12 protein-coding genes are annotated in these 12790 nt (G+C 72.7%); 5 read left to right on the top strand and 7 right to left on the bottom strand.

Going from position 1 to position 12790, the window contains the following annotated elements; all coding sequences use genetic code 11:
• Positions 1-99 precede the first annotated feature (99 nt).
• The 3 genes from ABZ471_RS25075 to ABZ471_RS25065 all read right to left on the bottom strand — a co-directional run bounded on the left by ABZ471_RS25075 (position 100) and on the right by ABZ471_RS25065 (position 2198).
• Entirely contained in the window at positions 100-708 is a 609-nt protein-coding gene (locus tag ABZ471_RS25075) for a hypothetical protein (RefSeq protein ID WP_359069132.1), read from the bottom strand.
• A gap of 82 nt (positions 709-790) precedes the next feature.
• Positions 791-1705 (bottom strand): hypothetical protein, encoded by a 915-nt coding sequence (locus tag ABZ471_RS25070; RefSeq protein WP_359069131.1) that lies wholly within the window; start codon positions 1703-1705, stop codon positions 791-793.
• Between the two features lies 1 nt (position 1706).
• Positions 1707-2198, bottom strand: coding sequence for a sigma-70 family RNA polymerase sigma factor (locus ABZ471_RS25065; RefSeq protein ID WP_359069153.1), 492 nt, complete (start codon positions 2196-2198; stop codon positions 1707-1709).
• 415 nt (positions 2199-2613) lie between these two features.
• Here ABZ471_RS25065 and ABZ471_RS25060 point away from each other — a divergent pair, with 415 nt between their 5' ends.
• Together ABZ471_RS25060 and pepN are read left to right on the top strand one after the other, a co-directional pair.
• Entirely contained in the window at positions 2614-3630 is a 1017-nt protein-coding gene (locus ABZ471_RS25060; RefSeq protein WP_359069129.1) for an aspartate-semialdehyde dehydrogenase, read from the top strand.
• Between the two features lie 207 nt (positions 3631-3837).
• Positions 3838-6414, top strand: coding sequence for an aminopeptidase N (gene pepN / locus ABZ471_RS25055; protein ID WP_359069128.1), 2577 nt, complete (start codon positions 3838-3840; stop codon positions 6412-6414).
• A gap of 93 nt (positions 6415-6507) precedes the next feature.
• Here pepN and ABZ471_RS25050 read toward each other — a convergent pair whose 3' ends face one another.
• Positions 6508-7737 (bottom strand): M14 family zinc carboxypeptidase, encoded by a 1230-nt coding sequence (locus ABZ471_RS25050; RefSeq protein WP_359069126.1) that lies wholly within the window; start codon positions 7735-7737, stop codon positions 6508-6510.
• A gap of 207 nt (positions 7738-7944) precedes the next feature.
• On the opposite strand from ABZ471_RS25050, the gene ABZ471_RS25045 reads away from it, so the two are divergent.
• Positions 7945-8421 (top strand): DUF1203 domain-containing protein, encoded by a 477-nt coding sequence (locus ABZ471_RS25045; protein ID WP_359069125.1) that lies wholly within the window; start codon positions 7945-7947, stop codon positions 8419-8421.
• A gap of 12 nt (positions 8422-8433) precedes the next feature.
• Here the strand turns inward: ABZ471_RS25045 and ABZ471_RS25040 are convergent, their stop codons facing one another.
• Complete coding sequence (locus tag ABZ471_RS25040; protein ID WP_359069124.1) at positions 8434-9339, bottom strand: LysR family transcriptional regulator; 906 nt, start codon at positions 9337-9339, stop codon at positions 8434-8436.
• A 177-nt stretch (positions 9340-9516) separates the two neighbouring features.
• Between ABZ471_RS25040 and ABZ471_RS25035 the strand changes: the two genes are divergently transcribed.
• A complete protein-coding gene (locus tag ABZ471_RS25035) occupies positions 9517-9969 on the top strand; it encodes a DUF5707 domain-containing protein (RefSeq protein WP_359069122.1) in 453 nt (150 codons plus the stop codon).
• 24 nt (positions 9970-9993) lie between these two features.
• Here the strand turns inward: ABZ471_RS25035 and ABZ471_RS25030 are convergent, their stop codons facing one another.
• On the bottom strand, positions 9994-10866 hold the full coding sequence (locus tag ABZ471_RS25030) for an NAD(P)-dependent oxidoreductase (RefSeq protein ID WP_359069121.1): 873 nt from the start codon (positions 10864-10866) through the stop codon (positions 9994-9996).
• 125 nt (positions 10867-10991) lie between these two features.
• Between ABZ471_RS25030 and ABZ471_RS25025 the strand changes: the two genes are divergently transcribed.
• Entirely contained in the window at positions 10992-11861 is an 870-nt protein-coding gene (locus ABZ471_RS25025; protein ID WP_359069120.1) for a helix-turn-helix transcriptional regulator, read from the top strand.
• On the opposite strand, the gene ABZ471_RS25020 is transcribed toward ABZ471_RS25025, so the two are convergent.
• Positions 11833-12759, bottom strand: a complete 927-nt coding sequence (locus ABZ471_RS25020; RefSeq protein ID WP_359069118.1) for a DMT family transporter — start codon at positions 12757-12759, stop codon at positions 11833-11835. The genes ABZ471_RS25025 and ABZ471_RS25020 overlap by 29 nt on opposite strands.
• Positions 12760-12790: the final 31 nt, after the last annotated feature.

Genomic DNA, 12790 nt, shown 5'->3' with positions numbered 1-12790 from the left:
CTCGATTTTCGAGCGACAGTAATGTTCCGGTCAATGGAGGGTATGGTTCACGACAAGCGGAATGTATTCATCCGTGATTTTCGACGAGATGGCTTCGGGTCATCCACTTCCGGTGCATTTCACCCCTTCGGAATCCGGGAGCGCCTTTTCCACCCATGCGCGCCCCCATTCCAGCGCATTGCCCGAGCCCTCCGGCGGGGCGTCGCCGTCCCGGTACGCGGTCGGGGCCTCGCCCTGCCGGGAGGACACCAGGACCAGCAGGCGGGCACCCACGCGGTAGTAGTGCTCGGCATCGGGTTCCGACGTCGCGAAGGCCAGCTGCCGCCCGCCGCCGTGGGCCGGCTTGTAGGAACGGTCGACGTCCAGGACGACACGGAGGCCGTCGCCGGTCCCCGCCCGCTCGACCCGCGCCACCCGGCCCTCGGCGATGGACGACGAACAGGCGACCATGCCCGGCGCGCTCAGACTCTCCCCGCCACCGGGGTCGACGTCCGGGTCGCCCTGCTCCGAAACGGCCAGGACGCCGGCCGCCAGGCCGCCGAGCACCAGTAACGCCGCCGCCGCGACCGGCAGCCGCCACCGCCGGCGCCCTGGCGACGCGCTCGTCGACCGGTTCCTTGCTTCGCCCCCCGGGATCCCCGTGTCCGGCAGGTCCTCCCCCCGCGCGAGGTTCGGTTCAGTGGCCCGCGTCTTCCGCCATGGCGCCATGGTGTCCCCTTCACTGTCCGTCGGATCGCTCCTGAGACGCGGGGACACCACGAAACGTTCGGTGCTTCCGGTCAGGTCTGCTTCACGGTGTGCCGCCCGGTTCTCCGGGCGGGCACGTGGTGTTCCGGGACTCGGGCAGGGCCTCGGTGATCCAGGCGCGGCCGGCGGCCACGCGGGTGTCGCCCACGGCCCACAGGCTCGCGGCCTTCTGCCCCCGGCCGACGCCGACGAGCACGTGCTGTCCCTTGTGCGGGGCCGGGTCGGCGCCGTCGTCGAGGAGGAAGGCGACCTCGGCCGGGCCCTTGGCCGGCTTGTACGAGCGGGTCACGGTCAGCACGATCCGGGTCCAGGGGGTCTGCGGCTGTGGGTCCACCGCGGCCACCGTGCCCTCGGCGACCAGCTGGTAGCAGGCGAGGGCCAGCGCCGGGTCGGAGGGCCGCCCGCCCTCGGCGGAGTACTCGGAGGAGGCGCCGGCGTCGCTCTTCGCATCGGCACTGCTCCCGCTCATCGCGTTGTCCCCTCCGGTGTGCGTCACGACCCAGCCGAGCCCGGCGGCCATGCCGAAGGCCGCGGCGCCGGCCAGCGTGCCGAGCGCGATGCGCAGCGCCCGGCGCGGACCGGACGGGCGGCCCGGACGCGGGGGGCGGGCCGGGCGTGCGGGGCCCGTGGGACGCGTGGCGCTCCTGGGGCGTTTCCCCGGCTGCGCACTCCGAGCCGACACGGCGGACCGAGCGGGCTCGGCCTCCTCGGGCGCCGGCTCCTCGCTCGGCTCTCCGCTCGGCTCGCCGCTCTGCTCCTCCCCGGTCAGCGCCTCCGCGAGCCAGGTCAGCTGTTCCTTCAGCACCGCCACGTCGGCCTCGGCGGACCGGTGCTCGGTCAGGAAGACGGCGTCCCGGCGGGCTTCCTCCGGCAGGGGTTCGCCCGTGATCGCGGCCATCAGCGCGTCCATGCCGGCGTACTCCCCTGCGCCTGCCGCGCCCTCGTGTTCGGCGGTCACGTCACACCACCTCGTCCTCGTGCAGCCGCTCGCGCAGCGCGCGGACCGCCGTGTGCAGCCTGCTCTTGACCGTGCCCTCGGGAACGCCCAGTTCCTCGGCGATCCCGCGCACCGGCAGGTCGGCGAAGAAGCGCAGGATCAGGACCTGACGCTGGGCGTCGGGCAGTTCGTCCAGGCCCCGGGCGACGGCGAGGGAGAGCAGGCTGGTCTCCTCGCCGGAGGGGTGCGCGGGTTCGCGCAGCGCGGCCAGCCGCTCCCCCAGCCGCTCCTGGCGCCGCTTGGCCCGGTGCCAGTCCATGGCCAGGTTGGAGGCGACCACCGCCGCCCACGCCGACACGTCCCGCGGCGCCTCGCGCCCGCTCGCGGCCCGTTCCAGCAGCCGCAGACGGACCTGCTGCACCCCGTCCGGCAGGTCCGCCTGCGGCACCCCGCCGAGCGCGAGCACCGCCCGCACCCGGCGTTCCTGGGCCGCGTCCAGTGGATCGTCGTCGATACGGCCCGTACGGTCTGTACGGGCTGCACCGGCGTGCGCCCCCTGGTCGCGGCGCGCCCCTCCGCGCAGCACAAGCCACCCCCTCACGCATGTGCCCCTACGACGCCGGAGGGGGCGGAAACGTTCGACCGGATCCGCCGGATCGGCAGAGGCGTACGTCACACCGCCGTGTGGCCGTGGGCCGGGCGGGCAGGGTCGGCACAGCACAGCTTCCGGCGCGGGGTCGCCGCCGAGGGAATATCTGCAGCTCAGCGGGGTGTACGACGGAGGTCCGGAACCGTCGGCCGGGTGATCGTGTCCCATTCCTCGGGCACGCCCCGCAAAGAATTGGACAGGTGGACCGGGGTCGGCCGCATGATGGAAATGCCCCGGTCATGCAGAGGCACGCAGCAAGAGACACGTAGAGGGAGTCGCCGTGAGGGTCGGAATCGTCGGAGCCACCGGTCAGGTCGGCACGGTCATGCGCAGGATCCTCGTGGAGCGGAACTTCCCGGCCACCGAGCTGCGCCTGTTCGCCTCGGCCCGCTCGGCCGGCACCGTGCTGGACGGCGTGACGGTGGAGGACGCGGCGACCGCCGACTACACCGGCCTCGACATCGTGCTCTTCTCCGCGGGCGGCGCGACCTCGAAGGCGCTGGCCGAGAAGGTCGCCTCCCAGGGCGCCGTGGTGATCGACAACTCCTCGGCCTGGCGGAAGGACCCCGAGGTCCCGCTGGTGGTCTCCGAGGTCAACCCGCACGCGATCGCCGACCGTCCCAAGGGCATCATCGCCAACCCGAACTGCACCACGATGGCCGCGATGCCGGTCCTGAAGCCGCTGCACGAGGAGGCGGGTCTCGAGGCGCTGGTGGTGGCGACCTACCAGGCCGTGTCCGGCTCCGGTGTCGCGGGCGTGGCCGAGCTGCACAACCAGGTGCAGAAGGTCGCCGCCGACGCGGACAGGCTGACCCACGACGGCGAGGCGGTCGACTTCCCCGAGCCGCAGGTCTACCAGCGCACCATCGCCTTCAACGTGGTCCCGCTGGCCGGCTCGATCGTCGACGACGGTCTGAACGAGACCGACGAGGAGCAGAAGCTGCGCAACGAGTCCCGCAAGATCCTGGAGATCCCGGGCCTGAAGGTCTCCGGCACCTGTGTGCGCGTCCCGGTCTTCTCCGGCCACTCCCTCCAGGTCAACGCCCGCTTCGCCCGCCCGATCTCCCCGGAGCGCGCCACCGAGCTGCTCGCGGGCGCCCCGGGTGTCGTCCTCTCCGACATCCCCACCCCGCTGCAGGCGGCCGGCAAGGACCCGTCGTACGTCGGCCGCATCCGCCGCGACGAGACGGCGGAGAACGGCCTCGCCCTGTTCATCTCCAACGACAACCTCCGCAAGGGCGCCGCGCTGAACGCGGTGCAGATCGCGGAGCTGGTGGCGGCGGAGCTCAACGGCTGACGGCTCGGCGCAGGACACGTCAGGGCGGGCGCCCACCGGGTGCCCGCCCTGCTTCGTGCGGCCCGCCCCGCGGCGCCGTGGGCGGCTGACCCACGGTTCAGGTAGAGGGCTTTCCCTACAGCCATGCCGCGGGGCCCCTGAACGTCGCCTCCCGTGCGGGTCCCGTGGAAGGATGACCGAACCCACACATAACGAGGAGATGACCGCGTGCCTGGCACAAACCTGACTCGCGAAGAGGCGCAGCAGCGGGCGAAGCTGCTCACCGTTGACTCGTACGAGATCGATCTCGACCTCTCCGGCGCGCAGGAGGGCGGCACCTACCGGTCCGTGACCACGGTGCGCTTCGACGTCGCCGAAAACGGTGCGACGTCCTTCATCGACCTGGTGGCGCCGGCCGTTCACGAGGTGACGCTCAACGGGGACGCGCTGGACCCCGCCGAGGTCTTCGAGGACTCGCGGATCGCGCTGCCCGGGCTGCTGGAGGGCCGCAACGTCCTCCGCGTGGTCGCCGACTGCGCGTACACCAATACCGGCGAGGGCCTGCACCGCTTCGTGGACCCGGTGGACGAGCAGGCGTACCTGTACACCCAGTTCGAGGTCCCGGACGCCCGCCGGGTCTTCGCCTCGTTCGAGCAGCCGGACCTGAAGGCGACCTTCCAGTTCACCGTGAAGGCCCCCGAGGGCTGGACGGTCATCTCCAACTCGCCGACGCCGGAGCCCAAGGACAATGTCTGGTCCTTCGAGCCGACGCCGCGTATCTCGTCGTACATCACCGCGCTGGTCGTCGGGCGCTACCACTCCGTGCACAGCGTGTACGAGAAGGACGGCCAGAGCGTGCCGCTCGGCATCTACTGCCGTCCCTCGCTCGCCGAGTTCCTGGACTCGGACGCGATCTTCGAGGTGACCCGGCAGGGCTTCGACTGGTTCCAGGAGAAGTTCGACTACGCGTACCCGTTCAAGAAGTACGACCAGCTCTTCGTGCCCGAGTTCAACGCGGGCGCGATGGAGAACGCGGGCGCGGTGACCATCCGCGACCAGTACGTCTTCCGGTCCAAGGTGACGGACGCGGCGTACGAGGGGCGTGCCGAGACGATCCTGCACGAGCTGGCCCACATGTGGTTCGGCGACCTGGTCACCATGAATTGGTGGAACGACCTGTGGCTGAACGAGTCGTTCGCCACCTACACCTCCATCGCCTGCCAGGCCTCCGCACCCGGCTCGAAGTGGCCGCAGTCGTGGACCACGTTCGCCAACTCGCTGAAGACCTGGGCGTACCGGCAGGACCAGCTGCCCTCCACGCACCCGATCATGGCGGACATCCGCGACCTGGACGACGTGCTCGTCAACTTCGACGGCATCACCTACGCCAAGGGCGCGAGCGTGCTGAAGCAGCTCGTCGCGTACGTCGGCGAGGACGAGTTCTTCAAGGGCGTACAGGCCTACTTCAAGCGGCACGCGTACGGCAACACGCGCCTGTCCGACCTGCTGGGCGCCCTGGAGGAGACCTCGGGGCGTGACCTGAAGACCTGGTCGAAGAAGTGGCTGGAGACGGCCGGCATCAACATCCTGCGGCCCGAGCTCGCCACCGACGCCGACGGGGTCGTCACCTCCTTCGCCATCCGCCAGGAGGCCCCGGCGCTGCCCGTCGGCGCCAAGGGCGAGCCGATCCTGCGCCCGCACCGGATCGCGATCGGCCTGTACGACCTCGACGAGCCGACCGGCAAGCTGGTGCGCTCCGACCGGATCGAGCTGGACGTCGACGGCGAACTGACCGCCGTACCGCAGCTGCACGGCCGGCCCCGCCCCGCGGTGATCCTGCTCAACGACGACGACCTGTCGTACGCGAAGGTCCGCCTGGACGAGGAGTCCCTGAAGGTCGTCACCGAGCACCTCGGCGACTTCGAGGCGTCCCTGCCGCGGGCCCTGTGCTGGGCGTCGGCCTGGGACATGACCCGCGACGGCGAGCTGGCCACCCGCGACTACCTGTCGCTGGTGCTGTCCGGCATCGGCAAGGAGTCCGACATCGGCGTGGTGCAGTCGCTGCAGCGCCAGGTGAAGCTCGCGATCGACCTGTACGCCGACCCGGCCACCCGTGAGGCCCTGCTGACCCGCTGGACCGACGCCACGCTGGCTCATCTGCGTGCCGCCGGGCCGGGCAGCGACCACCAGCTGGCCTGGGCCCGCGCCTTCGCGGCGACCGCCCGGACGCCGGAGCAGCTGGACCTCCTGGAGAGTCTGCTGGACGGCACCCACACGGTCGAGGGCCTGGTCGTCGACACGGAGCTGCGCTGGGCGTTCGTGCAGCGGCTCGCGGCGGTCGGCCGTTTCGACGAGGCGGAGATCGCCGCCGAGTACGAGCGGGACAGGACCGCCGCCGGTGAGCGCCACGCGGCCACCGCCCGGGCCGCCCGCCCGACCCCGGAGGCCAAGGCGGAGGCGTGGGCGTCGGTCATCGACTCCGACAAGCTGCCCAACGCCGTGCAGGAGGCCGTGATCGGCGGCTTCGTCCAGACCGACCAGCGGGAGCTGCTGGCGCCGTACGCGGACCGGTACTTCGAGGTCCTCAAGGACATCTGGGACTCCCGTTCGTACGAGATCGCCCAGCAGATCGCGATCGGCCTGTACCCGACGGTCCAGGTCTCCGAGGAGACCCTGACCCGGACGGACACCTGGCTGTCCGCGGCCGAGCCCAACGCGGCCCTGCGCCGGCTGGTCTCGGAGTCCCGCTCGGGCGTCGAGCGGGCGCTGCGGGCCCAGGCGGTGGACGCGGCGGCGGCCGAATAGTCGCTTCGTACGCGATAGTCCGCCGTACGCGGTAGCCCGTCGTACGCCGTTGAAAGGGCGCCCGGCATCGAGCCGGGCGCCCTTTCCCTGTGCTCAGCCGCACACCCTGCGGGCGATGTCCAGCATGGTCCGCACATGCAGCCCGGTCTGTGCGGACACCGGTATCCACCCCAGCTCGTACGTCTTGTCGAGTTCCCGGCACCACTCGCCCACCAGGTCCGCGAGGGCGCAGGCGGTCGCGGGGGCGGTGCGGGCCAGGGCCCGGCGCAGCATGGCCGCCGCGCGCAGCGGGAGGCGGCGGGCGGCGATGCCGAGGGTCGCGAAGTGGCCCCGGGAGCGGGCGCGCTCCCCGGTGGCCCAGCCGGCGGCGAGCGAGGGCGCCACGTCGAGCAGTTCCCGGGCGGCGGTGTACAGCGGCAGCAGATCCTCGTCGGGTACGGCGGCCCCCAGCAGCTCGGTGATCTCCCGGGTCCGGCTCAGGAGCAGCTCGCCCACCTGGGCGACCTCCCGCTCGGGGTCGGGCGCGGGCCGGGGGTCGCTCACCGCCGGGGCGGCCCAGGCGGGCGCCTCGACCAGGGCGGTGAGGGTGCCGTACCGCCGCGGATACAGCCAGGTGCTCCCGGCGACGAAGCCACTCGGATCGCGTTCGTCGCCGGTGGCGTCCACCGGCAGCCGCAGCACGCCGGGCGGGTCGGGGTGCCAGTCGGGACCGTCGCACGGCTGGTGGTCCAACGGGATGCGCAGGAGTCCGGCGGTCCCCCGGAAGGCGCGTGCGGCACCGACCACCCGCCGGGTCTGCATGGTGAAGGCGCCGCCGAACTCGATGCCGTGCAGCGTGAACTGCGCCACGGGCCGCAGGTCGTCGAGCAGCCGCACGAGCGCCGCCGACTCGGGCAGCGGCCGTCGTCCCGTGCCGGGGGCGGGCAGCGACTCGGGCTGGCAGGCGAACGCGGGCCGGTAGAAGTGCCGGTGGCACGCCTCCAGCGAGGGTGACGGCTCCTCGGGCTGCCAGCCGTGCGCGAGAGAAGCCCCGTCCGGGTCGAGACACAGCAGGAAGTGCCAGGTACAGCCGAGCGACTCAAGGCTCTCGGGTCTGCGCGCCAGGATCCTGGCGAGCCGGAGGGCGGAGGCCCCGCCCACCGGCTCGTTGGCGTGCGCACCGGCGACGGTGAGGATCTGCCGCTCACCGCGCCCGACGGACAGCAGCCACAGCGGCCGGCCGCCCCGGCTCTCACCGACGGTCCGCAGCCGCACCACCCCCGGCGTCGAGGCGACCAGCGCACGGGCGCGCCGCTCCAGTTCGTCGACGCGGGGATAGCCCATGTCAACTCCTCTTCTGTCCCTGGATGTTGAGCGTTCCCATGGGAGCGTCGGGAGTAGCCCCCGTCAAGAGCGACCCGCGATGTCAGGTCACCCCGGGAACATCCCGCCTGATGATCTCCTCGAAGGGTGTCCCGTACCGGTCGTTCCTGCCAGTGCCACGTCCGGATTCCGCCGGTCCCGGCCCCGGCCGCGCGCCACGCTGCTGTCATGACCAACTACCTGGTACGACCGCTGACACCCCCGGTTCTCAAGGAGTTGCGCACCCGCGACGACGCGGGCCGCCCCATGCTCCCGCTCACCGACGACGAGGGCGGAGCACCGCTGCGCTGCTGTCTGCGCGGCAGCGCACCCGGCGAGCGGATCGCCCTGGTCGCGTACGCACCCCTGCGCCGCTGGGCGGCCGAGACGGGAGCCGACCCGGGCGCCTACGACGAGCAGGGCCCCGTCTTCATCCACGCCGACGAGTGCACCGGCCCGGACGGCGACGCCGTGCCCTTCACCAACGCCCACCGCGCGGTCCGCCGCTACTCCGCCGCCGGCCACATCCTCGGCGGCCGCCTGGTCGAGGACCCGGCCGGTTTCGACTCGGCGTTCGCGGAGGCCTTCGCCGACCCCGAGGTGGCCCTCGTTCACGTGCGGGCGGTGGAGTACGGGTGCTTCCTTTACGAGGTACGGCGCCCGTAGGGCCATGGGGGGTCAGCCCGCCGGACCCTCCGCCGCGTCCCGCAGGGCCCGGAGCACCCGGTCCACGGCCGCTCCCGCCTCCGCCCCCTTCCGCGCCGCCGCCACCACATGCCGTACCGGCCGGTCCGCGCCCAGTTCGCGCATCACCACGCCCTCCCGGCGTGCCGCCGCCATCCGGGGCACCAGGGCGACGCCCATCCCGGCCTCCACCATGGCCAGGATCGCGGTCCAGCCGGAGGCCGAGTGCCCCTGGTGGGGGCTGAAGCCGGCGGCCTCGCAGGCGCGGCGGGTGATGTCCGACCAGGGGCCGCTGCCGCCGAAGATCCACGGCTCGGCGGCGAGGTCGGTGAGGGTGAGGCCGGGGGTGGTGGCTCGGGGGTGGTCCGGAGGCAGGGCCACGTCCAGCGGGTCGGACAGCAGGGGCAGGCGGGTGAAGCGGGGGTCGGCCGCGCTCGGGGCCTCGGCGGCGAGGGACAGGGCGAGGTCGACCTCCCCGGCGGCCAGCAGCTCGTAGGCCTCGGCGGCCTCCGCCTCGCGGACCCGTACGGTCACTCCCGGGTGCATCGCCCGCAGGGACCGTACGGCCGGTACGACGAGGGCGGGCACCGCCGTGGAGAAGGCGCCGACCCGCACCTCGCCGAGATCGCCCTGCGCGTACGCCGCCAACGCCGCGTCGGCGCGCTCCAGCTGCTCGAAGACGGGCTCGGTGTGCCGCAGCACCAGCCGGGCCGCGTCGGTGAGCCGGACCCGGCGCCCGTGTGCCTCCAGCAGGGGCACCCCCAGCTGGGCGGCCAGGTTGGTCAGCTGCTGGGACACCGCGGACGGGGTCATGTGCAGTGCCTCGGCGGTCGCGGTCACCGTGCCCCGCTCCCGCAGCGTCCGCAGGATCTGCAGCTTCCTCAGGTCCCACTCGGCCATGCGGGCACGGTACAGGCATCTCCCTCTGGTCCGTCCGCCGACCTGAACGAAACCACCCAGGCCGAGTTGAGTACCTGTGCTCAGGTCCGGGGCGTTGCCGCGCCGCGAGTATCGGTGCAGCGGCGCAGCCGAGAGCGCCGGCTCCATCCAGCTGAGACAGTTACGGAGAACCTCGCCATGTCCCGACGTATCGCCCTGTCCGTTGTCGCCGGTGCCGTCGTCCTCGCAGGCGCCGGAGCCTTCGCCCTCGCCTACGCCGGGGACCAGCCGCCCGCGCTGGCGCACAGCACCGCCCACTACACCGCCCCCGAGGGCGGCCGGGACGGCTCGTTCACCTTCACCACCGAGGTCAAGGCGTCCTCCGGCGTCAAGAACCTGAGGGTTCTGGCCTGGCCGGCGAACTCGTCCCTCGCCAAGAAGCCGCCGACCGCCAAGGACATGGCCGGGGCGGAGCGGGCCACCTGCAAGCCCGCCGGCAAGGACACCGTGCGCTGCGCCTACACGACCGGGGTGACCGGCACCGAGGCCGCGTCGTCGCCGCGCGGTCCCTGGCACGTCGCCGTCCTCGCCACCGCCACGGACGGCACCACCACCCTGGACACCAAGGCGGCGGGCTTCAACGTCGGCTGACATTTCGTCGGTGCCTCTCTTCCCCTATTCCCCCGTCTCCCCAGCGGTCGGGTTCACCGTGCTCCAGTCCTCCTTGCCGCGTCCCTCCGTCAGCGCGGTGGAGAAGAGGGAGAGGACGCCGTCGAGGAGCGGGTGTCGGTTCTGGCCCGCCTCGTCGGCCATGCGCGCCGCATACGTGAGGTCCTTGTGGGCCCATTCCGCGGAGAAGTTGATGGGGGCGGGCGGGGTGAGGTAGTTGTCCCAGGCCAGTTGGGTGACCACTCCGCCGGGACGGTCCAGGAGGGCCTCGCCGACCTGGTGCGGGTCGAGTCCGGCCGCCTGCGCCAGGCGCAGCGCTTCGCCGAATCCGGCCAGGTGGACGGCCTGAAGGGCGTTGAGGATCAGCTTGAAGCGAGTGCCCGAGCCGGCCGGGCCGAAGTGCCGGACATCGCGTGCGATCGCGGCGAAGACGGGCTGGAGGTCAGGCAGACCGGTCTCGTCGCCGCCCGCCAGCAGGACCAGGTTCCCGGTGCGGGCGCCCGCGGCTCCTCCGGTCAGCGGCATGTCGTAGAAACGGGCGTCCTGGTGTGCGCACAGTCCGGCCAGCTCCTCGACCCAGGCCACCGAGAGGGTGGCCGAGGCGATGAGTACGGCGTTCTCGCGGGCCCCGGCGAGGATGCCGTCCGGGCCCTGCCACACCGCCCGGGAAGAGGCGTCGTCGGCCGTCACCTCGAAGACGACGTCGGCGTGGGTGGCTGCGGCGGCGGGTGTGTCCGCCACCAGCGCGCCTGCGCCCGCGAGTTCGGCCGACCGCTGCGAGCTACGGTTCCAGACGGTCACCGTGTGCCCGTGCCTGAGCAGGTTCTCCGCCATGCCCTGGCCCATGATGCCCAGTCCCACTACGGCCACGTTCGCCATCTTCGGCTCCTTTCGATCTCTGTCCCCCAAGTCTGCGCGGACAGGCCGCGTCTCAGGGACACCCGCCCAAGAGGGGCCCTCACAGGGCCCTCACCCGAGCCGGGGCCCCTCGTCATACTCGTTGCGTGAACATCGACAGGACAGCGGGGCTGGGAGAGTTCCTGCGGACGCGGCGGGCCGGGGTCACGCCCGAGGACGCCGGGCTGCCCGCCACCACCGGCCGCCGCCGCACGGCGGGCCTGCGCCGGGAGGAGGTGGCGCTGCTCGCGGGAGTGAGCATCGAGTACTACCGGCGCCTTGAGCAGGGCAAGCAGCACCGGCCCGGCCCGGCCGTGCTGGAGGCGGTGGCCCGGGTGCTCCGGCTGGACGAGGACGAGCGCCGGCATCTGTTCGAACTGGCCCAGGCGCCGGATGCGCCGGCACCGGCCCGGGCGCCTTCCCGCGCCCTGCGCCCCGACGTGCTGCGCATGCTCGACATCGTCGACCCCTGCCCCGCGTACGTCCTCAGCCGTTCCAACGACCTGCTCGCCGCCAACCCGCGTGGCCTGCGCCTGCTCCCCGGCATCGAGGAGTGGCCCGAACAGCGCCGCAACACCGCCCGCTACACCTTCCTGCACCCGGCCGCGCGCCGCCTGTACGGCAACTGGGAGGAGGTCGCCGCGGCCACCGTCGCCCATCTGCGCGCCGCGGCCGGCCGCCGTCCGGACGCGACGGACGTCACCGGGATCGTGGGGGAACTCGTGGTGAAGAGCGAGGAGTTCGCGACGCTGTGGCAGCGGTACGAGGTGCGCAGCCGCACCAACGGCCGCAAGTGCTTCGCTCATCCGTCCACCGGCACCATGACGCTCACCTATGAGGCGTACGAGGTCGCCCGCACCGACGGGCACCGGCTGATCGTGTACCAGGCCGAGCCGGGCAGCCCCGACCACGACGCGATGGTGCTGCTCGGCATGGCGGACCCGGCCGTCACCGGCGGGATCCCGCGCCCAGCATGACCCCGCCGAGGATCAGCGCCATGCACAGGAGTTGGGGCCCGCCGACGGTCTCGCCGAGCAGCGCCCACGAGAGGGCGGCCACGCACAGCGGCTGGAGGTAGTAGACGATGCCCGCGCGGGCGGCGCCGATCAGGGCGATGGCCTTGCCCCAGGCGAAGAAGGCGACCGCGGAGGAGGCCACGCCGACGTACAGCAGGGGCAGGACCGTGCCGGGCGTCGGGGTGAAGCCGCCCTGGACGGCGAGGCTCGCCGCCTGCACGGGCAGCAGGAGGACCGTGCCGACGAGGAACGTGGTGAACAGGAAGGCGGTGCCGTCCACTTCGGCGGGGCGGTGGCGGAGCTGGGCGCTGTAGCCGGCGAAGCAGCAGGACGCGGCGACCATCCACAGGTCTCCGGCGCCGAAGCCGGCCCCGCCGCCCATGAGGAGCAGCACGCCCGTGCAGGCCGTGAGCAGTCCGGTGGTCCGCCGCGCTCCGAGCCGTACTCCGTCCAGCCGCTCGAACGCCGCCATCAGCACCGGTGAGGCAGCCATGATCATGCCCATGGTGGCGGCCGGGGTGGTCAGGCCCGCCTGGTTGACGAGGGTGTTGTAGACGGCGACGCCGAGGAGGGAGGCCAGGAGGACGTAGCGGAAGTGACGTCGGATCAGGGCCCGTTGCCGCCAGGCCCGGCGGGCGCCGAAGGGGGCGACGGCCGCCAGCGCGATCACCCAGCGCCAGAAGGCGTGCTGGATCGGCGGGACGCTGTCGTGCAGTGCGCGGGAGGTGACGAAGCTGCCGGACCAGACGACCGTGGCGAGGGCGGCCAGGGCGAGGCCGAGCAGCGGGGCGGCGGCCTTCCGGGGGCGGGCGGTGGAGGCGGTGGTGGGAGCGGTGGTCCGGTGCAGGACGGCTGCCACGAGGGTCCTTTCGCTGGGCGGTGGTGGGGTG

Origin of the sequence: Streptomyces sp. NPDC005728, assembly GCF_040630895.1 — a bacterium.
GTDB lineage: Bacteria > Actinomycetota > Actinomycetes > Streptomycetales > Streptomycetaceae > Streptomyces.
Note: the sequence above shows the minus strand (reverse complement) of the source record. Positions and strands in the feature narration are given on the sequence as shown.